This is a genomic window from Pseudomonas sp. KnCO4 (assembly GCF_045344305.1).
GTDB classification, from domain to species: Bacteria; Pseudomonadota; Gammaproteobacteria; order Pseudomonadales; family Pseudomonadaceae; genus Aquipseudomonas; species Aquipseudomonas anuradhapurensis.
In genome coordinates this window covers 5,185,655-5,201,196 of sequence record NZ_CP174199.1, presented here as the reverse complement: position 1 = coordinate 5,201,196, position 15,542 = coordinate 5,185,655, and the positions used below count along the sequence as shown (strand labels likewise).

General features: G+C 63.0%; 13 protein-coding genes. 11 read left to right on the top strand and 2 right to left on the bottom strand.

Annotation, left to right across the window (positions count from 1 at the left end; genetic code table 11):
• Positions 1–75 precede the first annotated feature (75 nt).
• Both typA and ACJA3S_RS23985 read left to right on the top strand, forming a co-directional pair.
• Positions 76–1,896 carry a translational GTPase TypA gene (gene typA, locus ACJA3S_RS23990; RefSeq protein ID WP_225779565.1) on the top strand — a complete coding sequence of 607 codons (1,821 nt, stop codon included), beginning with the start codon at positions 76–78 and terminating at the stop codon, positions 1,894–1,896.
• A 188-nt stretch (positions 1,897–2,084) separates the two neighbouring features.
• On the top strand, positions 2,085–3,509 hold the full coding sequence (locus ACJA3S_RS23985) for a PhoPQ-activated protein PqaA family protein (RefSeq protein ID WP_406820227.1): 1,425 nt from the start codon (positions 2,085–2,087) through the stop codon (positions 3,507–3,509).
• A gap of 39 nt (positions 3,510–3,548) precedes the next feature.
• On the opposite strand, the gene ACJA3S_RS23980 is transcribed toward ACJA3S_RS23985, so the two are convergent.
• Positions 3,549–3,953, bottom strand: a complete 405-nt coding sequence (locus ACJA3S_RS23980) for a YkgJ family cysteine cluster protein (protein ID WP_406820226.1) — start codon at positions 3,951–3,953, stop codon at positions 3,549–3,551.
• Positions 3,954–4,138: 185 nt separating this feature from the next.
• On the opposite strand from ACJA3S_RS23980, the gene ACJA3S_RS23975 reads away from it, so the two are divergent.
• From ACJA3S_RS23975 to ACJA3S_RS23955, 5 genes are all read left to right on the top strand, one after another.
• Positions 4,139–6,589, top strand: a complete 2,451-nt coding sequence (locus ACJA3S_RS23975; RefSeq protein WP_406820225.1) for a glycogen/starch/alpha-glucan phosphorylase — start codon at positions 4,139–4,141, stop codon at positions 6,587–6,589.
• Positions 6,590–6,817: 228 nt separating this feature from the next.
• Positions 6,818–7,828, top strand: a complete 1,011-nt coding sequence (locus ACJA3S_RS23970) for a class 1 fructose-bisphosphatase (protein WP_186684313.1) — start codon at positions 6,818–6,820, stop codon at positions 7,826–7,828.
• Positions 7,829–7,831: 3 nt separating this feature from the next.
• Entirely contained in the window at positions 7,832–8,428 is a 597-nt protein-coding gene (locus ACJA3S_RS23965; RefSeq protein ID WP_406820224.1) for a DUF924 family protein, read from the top strand.
• Between the two features lie 228 nt (positions 8,429–8,656).
• Complete coding sequence (gene bamE, locus ACJA3S_RS23960; protein ID WP_003249234.1) at positions 8,657–8,911, top strand: outer membrane protein assembly factor BamE; 255 nt, start codon at positions 8,657–8,659, stop codon at positions 8,909–8,911.
• Complete coding sequence (locus ACJA3S_RS23955; RefSeq protein WP_406820223.1) at positions 8,908–9,480, top strand: lipocalin family protein; 573 nt, start codon at positions 8,908–8,910, stop codon at positions 9,478–9,480. The genes bamE and ACJA3S_RS23955 overlap by 4 nt, the downstream gene beginning before the upstream one ends.
• 114 nt (positions 9,481–9,594) lie before the next feature.
• On the opposite strand, the gene ACJA3S_RS23950 is transcribed toward ACJA3S_RS23955, so the two are convergent.
• A complete protein-coding gene (locus ACJA3S_RS23950) occupies positions 9,595–10,959 on the bottom strand; it encodes a formimidoylglutamate deiminase (protein ID WP_406820222.1) in 1,365 nt (454 codons plus the stop codon).
• Between the two features lie 143 nt (positions 10,960–11,102).
• Here ACJA3S_RS23950 and hutC point away from each other — a divergent pair, with 143 nt between their 5' ends.
• The 4 genes from hutC to ACJA3S_RS23930 all read left to right on the top strand — a co-directional run bounded on the left by hutC (position 11,103) and on the right by ACJA3S_RS23930 (position 15,522).
• Complete coding sequence (gene hutC / locus ACJA3S_RS23945) at positions 11,103–11,813, top strand: histidine utilization repressor (protein ID WP_170034323.1); 711 nt, start codon at positions 11,103–11,105, stop codon at positions 11,811–11,813.
• Positions 11,810–12,385: a HutD family protein gene (locus ACJA3S_RS23940; protein ID WP_406820221.1), complete on the top strand. Its 576-nt coding sequence runs from the start codon at positions 11,810–11,812 to the stop codon at positions 12,383–12,385. The genes hutC and ACJA3S_RS23940 overlap by 4 nt, the downstream gene beginning before the upstream one ends.
• A 382-nt stretch (positions 12,386–12,767) precedes the next feature.
• Positions 12,768–14,447, top strand: coding sequence for a urocanate hydratase (gene hutU, locus ACJA3S_RS23935; RefSeq protein ID WP_406820220.1), 1,680 nt, complete (start codon positions 12,768–12,770; stop codon positions 14,445–14,447).
• 106 nt (positions 14,448–14,553) lie between these two features.
• Complete coding sequence (locus ACJA3S_RS23930; RefSeq protein WP_406820219.1) at positions 14,554–15,522, top strand: ABC transporter substrate-binding protein; 969 nt, start codon at positions 14,554–14,556, stop codon at positions 15,520–15,522.
• The last annotated feature ends 20 nt before the right edge of the window (positions 15,523–15,542 follow it).

The window sequence follows — 15,542 nt, the reverse complement described above, 5'->3', positions numbered from 1 at the left end:
GCCCGCTGAGCCTCAAAGCGTACATATTCGCCGCCTACACTGGCGGCAACCGAATCCTCTGATCGAGATACAGTTGTGATCGAAAATCTGCGTAACATCGCCATCATCGCCCACGTTGACCATGGTAAAACCACCCTGGTCGACAAACTCCTGCGCCAGTCCGGCACCCTGGAGCGTAACGAGCTCAACGACGAGCGCGTGATGGACTCCAACGACCAGGAAAAAGAGCGCGGCATTACCATCCTGGCGAAAAACACCGCCATCCGCTGGAACGACTACCGCATCAACATCGTCGACACCCCCGGCCACGCCGACTTCGGTGGCGAGGTTGAGCGTGTAATGTCGATGGTCGACTCGGTGCTGCTGCTGGTCGACGCCCAGGACGGCCCGATGCCGCAAACCCGCTTCGTGACCAAGAAGGCCTTCGAAGCCGGCCTGAAGCCGATCGTGGTCATCAACAAGGTCGACCGCCCAGGTGCGCGTCCTGACTGGGTTCTGGACCAGATCTTCGACCTGTTCGACAACCTCGGCGCCACCGACGACCAGCTGGACTTCCAGGTTGTCTACGCCTCGGCCCTGAACGGCATCGCCGGCCTGGACCACACCAACATGGCCGAAGACATGACCCCGCTGTACCAGGCCATCGTCGACCACGTACCGGCCCCGACCGTTGACGTCGACGGCCCGTTCCAGATGCAGATCTCGGCACTGGACTACAACAGCTTCCTCGGCGTGATCGGCGTTGGTCGTATCGCCCGCGGCCGCATCAAGCCGAACACCCCGGTCATCGCCATCGACACCGAAGGCAAGAAGCGCAACGGCCGTATCCTGAAGCTGATGGGCCACCACGGCCTGCACCGTGTCGACGTCGAAGAAGCCACCGCTGGCGACATCGTCTGCATCAGCGGTTTCGACGAGCTGTTCATCTCCGACACCCTGTGCGACATGAACCACGTCGAAGCGATGAAGCCGCTGACCGTTGACGAGCCAACCGTTTCGATGACCTTCCAGGTCAACGACTCGCCGTTCTGCGGCAAGGAAGGCAAGTTCGTCACCAGCCGTAACATCAAGGAACGTCTGGACAAGGAGCTGCTGTACAACGTTGCCCTGCGCGTTGAAGAAGGCGACTCGGCTGACAAGTTCAAGGTTTCCGGCCGTGGTGAGCTGCACCTGTCGGTACTGATCGAAACCATGCGTCGTGAAGGCTTCGAGATGGCTGTAGGCCGTCCTGAAGTGATTATCCGCGAGGTGAACGGCGTCAAGCAGGAACCGTACGAGAACGTCACCATCGACATCCCTGAAGAATCGCAGGGCAAGGTCATGGAAGAAATGGGCCTGCGTAAAGGCGACCTGACCAACATGGCGCCGGATGGCAAGGGCCGTGTACGTCTGGAGTACAACGTACCTGCTCGTGGCCTGATCGGTTTCCGTAACCAGTTCCTGACCCTGACCAACGGTGCCGGCATCCTGACCTCGATCTTCGATCGCTACGACACCATGAAGCCAGGCCATATGTCCGGCCGCCTGAACGGTGTACTGGTATCGATCGAGACCGGCAAGGCGCTGACCTACTCGCTGGAAACCCTGCAGGCGCGTGGCAAGCTGTTCATCGAACACGGCCAGGACATCTACAACGGCCAGATCATCGGCCTGAACAGCCGTGACAACGACCTGGGCGTGAACCCGACCAAAGGCAAGAAGCTCGACAACATGCGTGCTTCGGGCAAGGACGAAGTCATCGCCCTGGTGCCGCCGGTTCGCCACACCCTGGAACAGGCCCTGGAATTCATCCAGGACGACGAGCTGTGCGAAGTCACGCCGAAGTCGATCCGCCTGCGCAAGAAGATCCTGGACGAAGGCGAGCGTACCCGCGCAGCCAAGAAAGCCAAGGCTTGATCGTCTAGCTTGAGCTGAAAGAAACGCCCCTGGTCGCAAGCCCAGGGGCGTTTTTGTTTACGCGGCGGAAGCTCTTGTAATCCTTCTCTCAAGCCTATGTAAGTTGCGTCTATTGAGGCGGTCGGCGCCTTGTGAGCCGCCCCAGAGCCTCATAACGTGAAGTGCTTTCTTGCCCAGGAAGCATGCTCATGAAGTATCGATTTGCACTGGCCATCCCTTGTCTGCTGGCCAGTTTCCATGCCAGTGCCCTGCAGGACTGCAGCGGCCTGCATCCGCAGAAAGTCGTCCATTGCCATATCGGCAACGTGCGGCAGGCGCCATTGGAGTACACACTGCTCGAAGAGGCTTCCGGGCCTGGCTACAGCTTCCGGCGTTTGCAGATGGTCTCCCAGTCATGGGCCCCCGCTCCGGTGCTGGCACCGCGCCATTGGGAGCACGATGTCGAATTGCACAGGCCACTGGATGCCGTGCCTGGCAAGGCTTTGCTGGTGGTGAACAACGGCGTGCGCCACGGGCCGGCGCAGACCCCGGACTATACGCGCGAAGTGCTCCGCGAGTTGGCCCTTGAAACGCGTACCGCGGTGGTCATGATCAGCGACGTGCCCAACCAGTATGTGACCTTCGATGACGCCGAAAAGCCGCTGCGCGAGGACGACGCCGTGGCCCATACCTGGGCGCATTCGCTGCGAGGCGCTGCGCCGGAGCTGCCACTGCATGTGCCGATGGCCGCTGCGGCAAGCCGGGCGATGGACCTGGCCGAGCTGGAGTTGCGAAAGCAAGGGCTGACGGTCGAGCGCTTCATCATCACGGGTGCCTCCAAGCGCGGTTGGAGTGCCTGGCTGACGGCATTGGCCGATGAGCGGGTGATGGCCATCGTACCCAGTGTCATCGACATCGCCGACACCGCAGACATGCTCACGGGGCTGCGCATGCGCTATGGCGGCCACTGGCCGCTGGCGCTGTGGCCCTACCAGCAGGCCGGCGTGCTGCAGCAGCTGGGTAGCCCCGGTTTCGACCGGCTGATAGCGATGATGGACCCGATGCAGTACCTGAACGAGCCAGGGCAGCGCCTGGCCATGCCCAAATACCTGGTTTCTGCCAGCGGCGATGATTTCTTCGCCCCGGACCCTGTGACCGATTATCAGCAGCGCCTGCCCGGCCAGACCAGCCTCAGGGTATTGCCGAACTCAGACCATGGCGGGGTGCGCAAGGCGGTACTCAGCACCCTGGTGCCGGCGATAGCGCGCTTGCGCGATGGCGTGCCTCTGCCGAGCGTGCAGGTGTCGGCGAACATGCAATCCGGGTATCTCGACGTCGACCTCTCCGAACCGCCGGTAGCGGTGAAGGTATGGACGGCGAGCAACCGCCGCGACCGCGACTTCCGCTATGCCTGCGGGGTGCGCTACCAGTCCGAGACGCTCGTTCCTGCGCAACACTTCACCTTGCAGCGCGTGCCACCGGCAGAGGGCTGGCAGGCACAATTTGTCGAGGCGAGGTTCGCGGACGGCTTCATTGCCACCAGCGCGGTGAATGTGTTGCCACGGACTTCTCCCGACCATCCGCCAGCACAACAGGGAGGCGCGTGCAGAAGCTTCCCTGCTGACGCAAAGTGAAGGGCTGGCCTGCCTGCGTAAAGCTACGCCGGCGGGCGCCTAGCGTGTGGCCGCCTTGGGCTTGTAGGCACAATACCCCGGGCGCGGACCGATCTTGGGATGGTTGCGGCAGGTGTCCGGACGCTTGTCGTAGATGGTGCACAGGCGGCTCTTGCGGTCCAGGTACAGGCAGTCGTCGTTGCTCATCCGGGTCAGGGTGAAGATCCCCGACTTCTGGTTGAAGCGTTCGATGATGCCTTCCTTTTGCAGGCGCTTGGCGATGTTCTTCGGTGGTTCGTCTTTTTCGAACTCGTCGACCACGCCGATACGGATCAGATCCTTGATCTTCACCTCCACTGGCAGGGTGCAGCAGGTCGAATGGCAGCCATGGCACATGTTGCTGGTGTAGCGCTGCCAGGTCTCCAGGCGGTCGACTTCGGCCGCGGCGATCAGGGTCGTTTTCATCGTTATGGGGGTGCATCACGGTCTTGTGGCGCGCGATCATACCGGAATTGTTCAATTTATGAACAACCTTTTGCCGGAATCGCAGAGTGGGCATGAAAACTGCGAACGGTAACTGTCACTCCCTGTCGAAGGGTCTAGGCTCAAAAGTCTCCCTCCGTTTTCGTCAACTTGCCCGAGGATGCCGCATGTCCCAGGAACCCAAAGCTCGTGACGCCGAGGTGGCCGAATTTCGCGCCGCTGTACTGGACAAGCTGACCTACGCGGTTGGCAAGGACCCGGAGCATGCCTTCGACCACGACTGGTTCGAAGCCATTGCCCTGGCCGCCCGCGATCACATGGTCGACCATTGGATGGACCACACCCGGCAGGCTTATCGCCGCAGCCAGAAGCGGGTCTATTACCTTTCCCTCGAATTTCTCATCGGCCGCCTTTTGTATGACAGCCTGAGCAACCTGGGCCTGCTCGACATCGCCCGCGACGCCCTGGAAGGGTTGGACGTAGACCTGGAGCGTATCCGTCTGCTCGAACCCGATGCGGCGCTGGGCAATGGCGGCCTCGGCCGCCTTGCGGCGTGTTTCATGGAGAGTATGTCGACCCTCGGTATTGCTGCCCACGGCTACGGCATCCGTTATGAGCACGGGCTGTTCCGCCAGGCCATGGTCGATGGCTGGCAGCAGGAACAGACCGAGAACTGGCTGGATTTCGGCAACCCCTGGGAATTCGAGCGCGCCGAGGTGATCTACCCGATCAGCTTCGGCGGCAGCGTCGAAACGGTGCATGACACCCACGGCCAGCAGCGCCAGGTGTGGTGGCCGGGCGAGACCGTGCGGGCGGTGGCCTATGACACGCCAGTGGTCGGTTGGCGCGGGTCCAGCGTCAACACCCTGCGCCTGTGGCGTGCGCGGGCGCTGGAAGAGCTGCACCTGGAGCGCTTCAACGCCGGTGACCACCTTGGCGCGGTAGCCGAGGTGGCCCGGGCCGAAAGCATTTCGCGGGTACTTTACCCGGCCGACAGCACCGAGGCCGGCCAGGAGCTGCGGCTGCGCCAGGAGTACTTTTTCGTCTCGGCGTCGCTGCAGGACCTGCTGCGTCGTCACCTGAACATGCATGACAACCTGCTCAACCTGCCCGACGCGGCGGCTATCCAGCTCAACGACACCCACCCGTCGATCGCCGTGGCCGAGCTGATGCGGCTGCTGGTCGACCAGCATGAAATCCCCTGGGATACCGCCTGGGAGCTGACGGTGGGTACCCTGGCCTACACCAACCACACGTTATTGCCCGAAGCCCTGGAAACCTGGCCGGTGGCGCTGATGGAACGGATGCTGCCGCGGCACATGCAGATCATCTACCTGATCAACGCCTACCACATCGATGCACTGCGAGCGAAAGGCCTGCACGACTTCGATGTGCTGCGAGCGGTATCGCTGATCGAGGAAGACAACGGCCGCCGGGTGCGCATGGGCAACCTGGCATTCCTCGGCTCGCACAGCGTCAACGGGGTGTCGGCACTGCACAGCAAGCTGATGAAGAGCACGGTATTCGCCGAGCTGCACAAGCTCTACCCGCAGCGGATCAACAACAAGACCAATGGCATCACCTTCCGCCGCTGGCTGTACCAGTCCAACCCGAAACTGACGGCCATGCTGGTCGAGGCGCTGGGCCCGGAGTTGCTGGACGACCCGGAAGGGCGCCTGGCCAACCTGGTACCGTTCGCTGAAAAAAGCGGTTTCCGCAAGCAGTTCGCTGCCCAGCGGCTGCACAGCAAACGTGCACTGGCCAGCATCATCCAGGACCGCCTGGGCGTCACGGTCAACCCCGAGGCGTTGTTCGACGTGCAGGTCAAGCGCATCCATGAATACAAGCGCCAGTTGCTCAACCTGCTGCACACCGTGGCGCTGTACCAGGCCATGCGCAACGACCCGGGCACCGACTGGGTACCGCGGGTCAAGATTTTCGCCGGCAAGGCCGCCGCCAGCTATCACCAGGCCAAGCTGATCATCAAGCTGGCCAACGACATTGCCCGCGTGGTGAACAACGACCCGACGGTGCGCGGCCTGCTCAAGGTGGTGTTCCTGCCCAACTACAACGTCAGCCTGGCCGAAAGCATCATCCCGGCAGCCGACCTTTCCGAGCAGATTTCAACCGCCGGTTACGAAGCGTCCGGTACCAGCAACATGAAGTTCGGCCTGAACGGCGCGCTGACCATCGGCACGCTGGACGGCGCCAATGTGGAAATGAGCGAGCAGGTCGGGGCCGACAACATGTTCATCTTCGGCCTCACCGCGCAGCAGGTGGAAGCGCGGCGGCGCTCCGGTGACTTCGGTGCCAGTGCGGCGATTGCCGCGTCCAGCCGTCTCAACGACGTGCTGCAGGCCATTCGCAGCGGGGTATTCTCGCCGGATGACCCGTCGCGCTACAGCGCCTTGATCGATGGGCTGGTGGCCTATGACCGCTTCCTGGTGTGTGCCGACTTCGATGCTTACTGGGATGCCCAGCGCCGGGTCGAGGAGTTGTGGCACAAGCCGCAGGAGTGGTGGCGCATGGCGGTGCTGAATACCGCGCGGATGGGCTGGTTCTCGTCGGACCGGACCATTCGCGAATATGCCAGCGAGATCTGGAAGGCTCTGGACTGATTCAAGCTTGTACCGGCCCATTCGCGGGCACGCCCGCTGCCACGCAGAACGCATGGGGGCGGGCGTGCCCGCGAATGGGCCCACAACCAGACCATCGGCCTGGCGCACGCTGAACTACCGACCTATTGTGCCGTCTGAGAGCCGTGGCGAGTCTCATCACTCGCTAGCCCGCAACTCTCCCTGTAAACTGCGGGGATTTTTATCCCCCCAATCCTTTCGGAGCCATACATGTCCCGCGTTACCCTGAGTCGCTATCTGATTGAGCAGACCCGCAGCAACAATACCCCTGCCGATCTGCGCTTCCTGATCGAGGTGGTGGCGCGTGCGTGCAAGGAAATCAGCCACCACGTGTCCAAAGGCGCCCTGGGCGGGGTGTTGGGCAGCATGGGCACCGAGAACGTGCAGGGCGAAGTCCAGAAAAAACTGGACGTGATTTCCAACGACATCCTGCTGGAAGCCAACGAGTGGGGTGGCCACCTGGCTGGCATGGCATCCGAAGAAATGGACAACGCCTACCAGATCCCGGGCAAGTACCCGAAAGGCGCTTACCTGCTGGTCTTCGACCCACTGGACGGCTCGTCCAACATCGACGTCAACGTGTCGGTCGGCACCATCTTCTCGGTACTGCGTTGCCCCAACGAGTACCTGAGCCAGAATGAAACCCTGAACGAAAAAGCCTTCCTGCAGCCAGGCACTCAGCAGGTCGCCGCCGGTTATGCCATCTACGGCCCGCAGACCATGCTGATCCTGACCCTGGGCAACGGCGTCAAGGGCTTTACCCTGGACCGCGAGCTGGGCAGCTTCGTCCTGACCCACGAAAACATCCGCGTGCCGGAAAGCACCGCCGAATTCGCCATCAACATGTCCAACCAGCGCCACTGGGAAGCGCCGGTTCAGCGCTACGTGGGCGAACTGCTGGCTGGTGAGACCGGCCCGCTGAAGAAGAACTACAACATGCGCTGGATCGCCTCGATGGTGGCCGACGTGCACCGCATCCTCACCCGTGGCGGCCTGTTCATGTACCCGCGTGATGCCCGCGAGCCGAGCAAGCCGGGCAAGCTGCGCCTGATGTACGAAGCCAACCCGATGTCGTTCATCATCGAACAGGCCGGCGGCGCCTCCACCAACGGTTACGAGCGTATCCTCGACATCCAGCCAGAGAGCCTGCACCAGCGCGTGTCGGTGATCCTCGGCTCGAAGGAAGAGGTCGAGCGCGTCACCGCCTACCACAAGGAGTAAGTCATGCTCGCACCTTGGCAGCCGTTGCTGGAGTGGTGGTTCGGTTGGGGCACCAGTCCCCAGGCCGTGGCTGACGAGAAGAGTACGCTGTGGTTCGGCAAGCATCATGATGCCGAGGCCCATGCGCTGTTTGGCGAGCTGGTCGAGCACGCCCTGGCCGGCGGGCTCGACGAATGGCAGCAAAGCCCGCAGGGTTGGCTGGGCCTGCTGATCCTGCTGGACCAGCTGCCGCGCATGATCTATCGCGATACGCCACGGGCCTTCGAAGGTGACCGGCGTGCCCAGGTAGTGGCCATGCAGGGCTTGCAGAAGGGCTGGGACTACCAGCTGCTGCCGATCCAGCGGGTGTTCGTGCTGCTGGTGCTGGAGCATGCCGAGGTGCTGGACTGGCAAAACCTGTGTGTCGAGCGCTACCGGATACTGCTGGACGAGCAGCCTGAGGCGAACCGCCGGCTGTTCGAAGGCTTCCTCGACTATGCCGAGCAGCACCAGCGGGTAATCGCCCGATTCGGGCGCTTTCCGCACCGCAACCTGGTGCTGGAGCGGCCCAGTACCAGTGAAGAAATGGATTTTCTGCTGGAGCCCGGTTCCAGGTTCTGAGGCCGTGGTGCCTGCTGCGCCTGCCGTCACGATGAAAGGCCGCGTCTATTCAGATGCGGCCTTTTTCTATACGTAAAAGACTATTTCTTTGTGATTAATCGCACAGTAGTGGCCATCCGACCAATGGTGTAGCGGAAAGGGGGGGCGGGCAGGGAACCTGGGAGGGTTTTTTCCGTCGAAGGTCACTGCAGGCCACTCGCCTGTATCCCCTGTCCAGGAGTGTCCTTCATGTCGTTGCGTTCCCTCGCCCTGTTGTCGCTGTGCGTCGTCCTGACTGCCTGCAGCAAGATCAATCAGGAAAACTATTCCAAGATCAAGGCCGGTATGAACAAGGCCGAGGTCGAGCAGTTGCTCGGCACGCCGACCGAGTGTTCCGGCGCGTTGGGCATGAGCAGCTGCACCTGGGGGGACGAGAAGAGCTTCATCAGCGTGCAGTACGCGGCTGACAAAGTGCTGATGTATTCCGGGCAGGGCCTCAAATGAGGCGCCTGTACCTGCTGATGGGGGTATGCCTGGCGTTGCTGCTGGGCGGCTGTGCTGGTTCGGTACACGACCCGCTGGCGCCGAAAACCGCTGGCAACGTCGACCTCAAGCGCTACCAGGGCAAATGGTACGAGCTGGCACGCTTGCCGATGCGCTACCAGGAGGGTTGTGAGCAATCCGAGGCGCACTACAACCTCAGGGTCGATGGCAGCCTGGGTGTGCTCAACCGTTGCCGCACCATGGGTGATGAATGGCTGCGTGCAGAAGGGCACGCGAACATTCAGGAGCCGGGCCACACCGACAAGTTGTGGGTCGAGTTCGACAACTGGTTCACCAAGCTGGTGCCAGGCGTGGCCAGGGGCGAGTACTGGATTCTGTATGTGGACGAGCGTTATCGCACGGCAGTGGTTGGCAGCCCGGACCGCAAGCACTTGTGGCTCCTGTCGCGAACGCCGACGCTACCGGCCTGGGAGCGCGAGAACCTGATGTCCCGGGCACGGCAGCAGGGGTATGACACCAGCCGCTTGATCTGGCGCGCTTCGGACCAGCAGATCGTCAAGATGCATTGAATGGCTGGGGCCGCTTTGCGGCCCATCGCGATACAAGACCGCTCCTGCAGGGGGCGGGATCACCTGTAGGAGCGGCCTGGTGTCGCGATGGGCTCCAAGGCAGCCCCAATACATCTACCCCAACAGCTGGCGCAACACCCCGGCAAACGCCCGCCCGCTTGCCTCTTCCTGCGCATGTCGCCCCTGGCGCACCACCCACTGCCCGTTGACCATTACATCGCGCACCTGCCGATCACCACCAGCAAACAGCCAGCGGTTGAGAATGGCATCACCCTCGGCTGTGGCGATGTACGGATCCTGCCCATCGAGCACCAGCCAGTCGGCACGCTTGCCCACCGCTAGTTCCCCGACTGCCTGCCCCAGCGCCTGCGCGCCACCGACCAGCGCGGCGTCATACAACGTGCGCCCGACCATCGGCTGGTCGCCGCGATACAAGCGGTTGCGCCGCTGGTCTCGCAGCCGCTGGCCGTATTCCAGCCAGCGCAGTTCCTCCACCACGCTCAGCGACACATGGCTGTCGGAGCCGATGCCCAGGCGACCGCCCTGGGCCAGGTAGTCCACTGCCGGGAAGATCCCGTCGCCCAGGTTGGCTTCAGTGGTCAGGCACAACCCGGCCACTGCGCCGCTGCGTGCCATGGCGCTGACTTCATCCGGCTCGGCATGGGTGGCATGCACCAGGCACCAGCGCCGGTCCACGTCTACATGCTGGTACAGCCACTGCAACGGGCGCTGGCCGCTCCAGGCCAGGCAGTCATCGACTTCCTTCTGCTGCTCGGCGATGTGGATATGTATCGGGCATTGCTGGTCGCTGGCTGCCAGCACTTCGGCAATCTGCCCAGGCGTTACCGCCCGCAGCGAGTGGAAGCACAAACCCAGTTGCTGTGCCGGTTGGCCGGCCAGCAGCGGGGCCAGCTGTGCTTGCAACTGCAGGTACCTTTCGGTGGAGTTGATGAAGCGCCGCTGGCCGTCGTTCGGCGCCTGGCCGCCAAACCCGGCATGGCTGTACAGCACGGGCAGCAGGGTCAGGCCGATGCCGCTGTCGGCTGCGGCCGCGCTGATGCGGCGGGACAGCTCGGTCGGGTCGGCATAGGCCTGGCCGGCCTGGTCGTGGTGCACGTAATGGAACTCGGCCACCGAGGTGTAGCCGGCCTTGAGCATCTCGATGTACAGCTGGCGGGCAATCACCTGCAGTTGCTCCGGGCTGATCTGGCCGACCAGGCGGTACATCAGGTCGCGCCAGGTCCAGAAGCTGTCGTTGGGGTTGCCAGCCACCTCCGCCAGGCCCGCCATGGCCCGCTGGAAGGCATGCGAGTGCAGGTTGGGCATGCCTGGCAGCACAGGGCCGCCAAGGCGCTCTGCGCCTTCGCCACTGGCATCGGCTGCGATTGCCGCCAGAGTGCCGTCGGCGGCTACCTCGAAACGGACATTGTGGGCCCAACCGGTGGGCAGGAGGGCACGTTCGGCGTAATAGGCGGGCATTGCGCTATCCTGTTATTGTTCAGCTTGTATATACATATACAGCCGTTTGCCTGCCGGGTAAACTCCGGCAAGCTACCATCAATCTATTCGCACAAGGATCAAACGCCGTGCCGACACCTTCTGTTTCCGCGCTGGTGGCCCAAATGGGCGAGGGCCCGGCGCCATTGTACGCCCGGGTCAAGCAGATGATCGTCCAGCAGATCGAGAATGGCAGCTGGCCGCCGCACCACCGCGTGCCTTCCGAGAGCGAGCTGGTCAGCCAGCTGGGCTTCAGCCGCATGACCATCAACCGCGCATTGCGCGAGCTGACCGCCGAAGGGCTGTTGGTGCGCATGCAGGGGGTCGGCACCTTCGTTGCCGAGCCCAAGACCCGTTCGGCGCTGTTCGAAGTCAACAACATCGCTGACGAAATTGCCGCCCGTGGCCACCAGCATAGCTGCCAGGTGATCACCCTGGCCGAGGAGGCCGCCGGCTCCGAGCGCGCGCTGGCCCTCGATATGCGCGAAGGCCAGCGGGTGTTCCATTCGTTGATCGTGCATTACGAAAATGGCGTCCCGGTGCAGATCGAAGACCGTTACGTCAATGCACAGATCGCCCCGGACTACCTCAAGCAGGATTTCACCCGGCAGACGCCCTACGCCTACCTGTCCCAGGTAGCGCCGTTGACCGAAGGCGAGCACGTTGTCGAAGCCATTCTCGCCGAGCCTGACGAATGCAAGCTGCTGCAGATCGAGCAAGGTGAGCCGTGCCTGCTGATTCGCCGCCGTACCTGGTCCGGTCGCCAGCCTGTCACGGCCGCGCGGTTGATCCACCCTGGTTCCCGTCATCGCCTGGAAGGACGTTTCAGCAAATGAGCCAACTGCAACGGTTGCATGCCAAAGACTACCCGCGCATGCCGTGGAAGAACGGTGGTGGGTTCACCGAGGAAATCACCCGGGATGCCGGTGACGGGCTCGAAGGCTTCGGCTGGCGCCTGTCAATCGCCGATATCGAGGCCTCCGGTGGGTTCTCTACCTTTGCCGGTTACCAGCGCATCATCACCGTGCTGCAAGGCGATGGCATGCGCCTTACGGTAGATGGCCAGCCCAGCCGGCCGCTGGTGCCCTTCGATGCCTACGCGTTCAGCGGTGAAAGCCAGGTGAGCTGCGCGCTGCTGGGCGGGGCGATTCGCGACTTCAACCTGATCTACGCACCACTGCGTTACCGTGCGCGGCTGCAGTGGTACCACGGTGGCAGCCGGCTGTTCAGTGCCGCCGGTACCGTGCTGGTGTTCAGTGGCCAGGCGCAATTGCAGGTGAGTATCGACGGCCAGCTGCAGCCGGCGCTGGGGCTGTATGACTGCTTGCAACTGAGCGGTAACGACCACCTGCTGGAAGTGGAAGTGCTCGGACGTTGCTGTGTCATCGAGCTGACTGCGCTTTCGTAATACCTGCCGGCCCTTCGCAACCCGGCGAAAGGGCCGCGCCGCCCCACCAAGAGTTACCCGGTAACGCCCCGAAAAGGTCTCGCCTGTTACCGAATGCCCCAAGATGGCGCAATGCCCACGGGCTCTCATCTTCCTTATCAATCGCCTCGCCAGGTTTTTTCCATTTCCTGCAGCCCTTGCGCCATGCGGCCTGCAACGCCATGAGCCGGCCCATGAACAGGCCCTGCGAAGCAACTTGGCCGTTCAATTGCATATGCTTGTATGTACAAGTAAAGCCAAGTAGGCGAAAGTGGATAGGCCGTCCACTTCGCACTGTACAGACCGCACCACTGGCCCGCCGATCGCGTCGGGTTTTGGATAGATCGCTCGAGGAGCACTTTTCGTGACTGACAACAAGCTGAACAAATTCCGTGACGTCGAGATCCGCGCCCCGCGTGGCAACAAGCTGACCGCCAAGAGCTGGCTGACTGAAGCGCCGCTGCGCATGCTGATGAACAACCTCGACCCGCAGGTTGCCGAAAACCCGAAGGAACTGGTGGTGTATGGCGGCATTGGCCGCGCCGCACGCAACTGGGCTTGCTACGACAAGATCGTCGAGAGCCTGACCCAGCTGAACGACGATGAAACCCTGCTGGTGCAGTCGGGCAAACCGGTCGGTGTGTTCAAGACCCACGCCAACGCCCCGCGCGTGCTGATCGCCAACTCCAACCTGGTCCCGCACTGGGCCAACTGGGAGCACTTCAACGAACTGGATGCCAAGGGCCTGGCCATGTACGGCCAGATGACCGCCGGCAGCTGGATCTACATCGGCAGCCAGGGCATCGTCCAGGGCACCTACGAAACCTTCGTCGAGGCTGGTCGCCAGCACTACGGGGGCAGCCTCAAAGGCAAGTGGGTGCTGACCGCGGGCCTGGGCGGCATGGGCGGCGCCCAGCCACTGGCAGCGACCCTGGCCGGCGCCTGCTCGCTGAACATCGAATGTCAGCAGAGCCGTATCGATTTCCGCCTGCAGACCCGCTACGTCGACGAGCAGGCCCACGACCTTGATGACGCCCTGGCGCGCATCGCCAAGTACACCGCCGAAGGCAAGGCGATTTCCATTGCCCTGCACGGCAACGCCGCCGAGATCCTGCCGGAACTGGTCAAGCGCGGCGTGCGCCCGGACATGGTCACCGACCAGACCAGCGCCCACGACCCGCTCAACGGCTACCTGCCGGCGGGGTGGACCTGGGAGCAGTATCGCGACCGTGCGCAGACCGAGCCGGCCGCCGTGGTCAAGGCCGCCAAGCAGTCGATGGCCGTGCACGTGCAGGCCATGCTCGACTTCCAGAAGCAGGGCGTGCCGACCTTCGACTACGGCAACAACATCCGCCAGATGGCCAAGGAGGAAGGCGTTGCCAATGCCTTCGACTTCCCAGGGTTCGTGCCAGCGTACATCCGCCCGCTGTTCTGCCGCGGTATCGGCCCGTTCCGCTGGGCCGCGCTGTCCGGCGACGCCGAGGACATCTACAAGACCGACGCCAAGGTCAAGGAACTGATCCCGGACGACGCCCACCTGCACCGCTGGCTGGACATGGCCCGCGAGCGCATCAGCTTCCAGGGCCTGCCGGCCCGTATCTGCTGGGTTGGCCTGGGGCTGCGGGCCAAGCTGGGCCTGGCGTTCAACGAGATGGTGCGCAGTGGCGAGCTGTCGGCGCCGATCGTGATCGGCCGCGACCACCTCGACTCGGGTTCGGTTGCCAGCCCCAACCGCGAGACCGAGGCCATGCAGGACGGTTCGGATGCCGTGTCCGACTGGCCGCTGCTCAACGCGCTGCTGAACACTGCCAGCGGCGCCACTTGGGTTTCGCTGCACCACGGCGGCGGCGTGGGCATGGGCTTCTCCCAGCACTCTGGCATGGTCATTGTGTGTGACGGCACCGACGCGGCGGCCGAGCGGATCGCCCGCGTGCTGACCAACGACCCGGCCACCGGGGTGATGCGTCACGCCGACGCGGGTTACCAGATCGCGATCGATTGCGCCAAAGAGCAGGGTCTGAACCTGCCGATGATCACTGGCTGATAGTCCCCAGGGTGCTGCGGGCAGAGCCACGCAGCACCTTTGCGGACCCAGCTTTTTTCTTGCAAGGACTGCCGAATTCCACTTTCAAGTTTGGGAGCGTCACGCAATGAAAACCAACAAGACCTTGCTTGCTTCGCTGTTCGCCCTTGGCCTGCTCGGTACTGCCGGTAGCAGCCAGGCCGCTGGCTGGTGCGAGTCTGGCAAGCCGGTGAAGTTCGCCGGATTGAACTGGGAAAGCGGCATGCTGCTGACCGACGTGATGCAATTCGTGCTGAAGAATGGCTACGGCTGTGCGACCGACAGCCTGCCGGGCAACTCCATCACCATGGAAAACGCCCTGGGCACCAATGATATCCAGGTATTCGCCGAAGAATGGGTTGGCCGCAGCGAGGTCTGGAACAAGGCCGAAGCCGCCGGCAAGGTGGTCGGTGTCGGCGCTCCGGTCGTAGGCGCGGAGGAGGGCTGGTACGTGCCGCGCTACGTGATCGAGGGCGACGCCAAGCGCAACCTCGAGGCCAAGGCGCCGGACCTCAAGCGCGTGGCCGACCTGGCCAAGTATTCCAGCGTGTTCAAGGACCAGGAAGAGCCCAGCAAAGGCCGCTTCTACAACTGCCCGGCCGGTTGGACCTGCGAGCTGGACAACACCAAGATGCTCAAGGAATACGGCCTGGAGAGCAGCTACACCAACTTCCGCCCCGGCACCGGCCCGGCGCTGGATGCTGCCGTGCTGTCGAGCTACAAGCGCGGCGAGCCGATCCTGTTCTACTACTGGACTCCCACCCCGCTGATGGGCCAGGTCGACCTGGTCAAGCTCCAGGAAAAAGACGGCGTGGACAAGACCGTGTCGATCAAGGTCGGCCTGTCCAAAGCCTTCCACGACGAGGCGCCGGAGTTGGTCGAGGTGCTGCAGAAAGTCAACTTGCCGATCGACCTGCTGAACCAGAACCTGGCCCGCATGACCAAGGATCGGATCGAGTCGCCCGCGCTGGCCAAGGCGTTCCTCAAGGAACATCCTGAAGTCTGGCAGGCCTGGGTCAGCGAAGAGGCTGCCAAGAAGATCAACGCGGCGCTCTGAGCGTCCTCAGCTGATGAGTG

Bases quoted from the DNA above. Each gene is read 5' to 3' on its own strand.
- ACJA3S_RS23930 (WP_406820219.1), top strand. From the start codon at position 14,554: ATGAAAACCAACAAGACCTTGCTTGCTTCGCTGTTCGCCCTTGGCCTG.
- bamE (WP_003249234.1), top strand. From the start codon at position 8,657: ATGTCGTTGCGTTCCCTCGCCCTGTTGTCGCTGTGCGTCGTCCTGACT.
- ACJA3S_RS23950 (WP_406820222.1), bottom strand. From the start codon at position 10,959: ATGCCCGCCTATTACGCCGAACGTGCCCTCCTGCCCACCGGTTGGGCC.
- ACJA3S_RS23985 (WP_406820227.1), top strand. From the start codon at position 2,085: ATGAAGTATCGATTTGCACTGGCCATCCCTTGTCTGCTGGCCAGTTTC.
- ACJA3S_RS23955 (WP_406820223.1), top strand. From the start codon at position 8,908: ATGAGGCGCCTGTACCTGCTGATGGGGGTATGCCTGGCGTTGCTGCTG.
- ACJA3S_RS23940 (WP_406820221.1), top strand. From the start codon at position 11,810: ATGAGCCAACTGCAACGGTTGCATGCCAAAGACTACCCGCGCATGCCG.
- hutC (WP_170034323.1), top strand. From the start codon at position 11,103: ATGGGCGAGGGCCCGGCGCCATTGTACGCCCGGGTCAAGCAGATGATC.
- ACJA3S_RS23970 (WP_186684313.1), top strand. From the start codon at position 6,818: ATGTCCCGCGTTACCCTGAGTCGCTATCTGATTGAGCAGACCCGCAGC.
- ACJA3S_RS23965 (WP_406820224.1), top strand. From the start codon at position 7,832: ATGCTCGCACCTTGGCAGCCGTTGCTGGAGTGGTGGTTCGGTTGGGGC.
- ACJA3S_RS23980 (WP_406820226.1), bottom strand. From the start codon at position 3,953: ATGAAAACGACCCTGATCGCCGCGGCCGAAGTCGACCGCCTGGAGACC.
- ACJA3S_RS23975 (WP_406820225.1), top strand. From the start codon at position 4,139: ATGTCCCAGGAACCCAAAGCTCGTGACGCCGAGGTGGCCGAATTTCGC.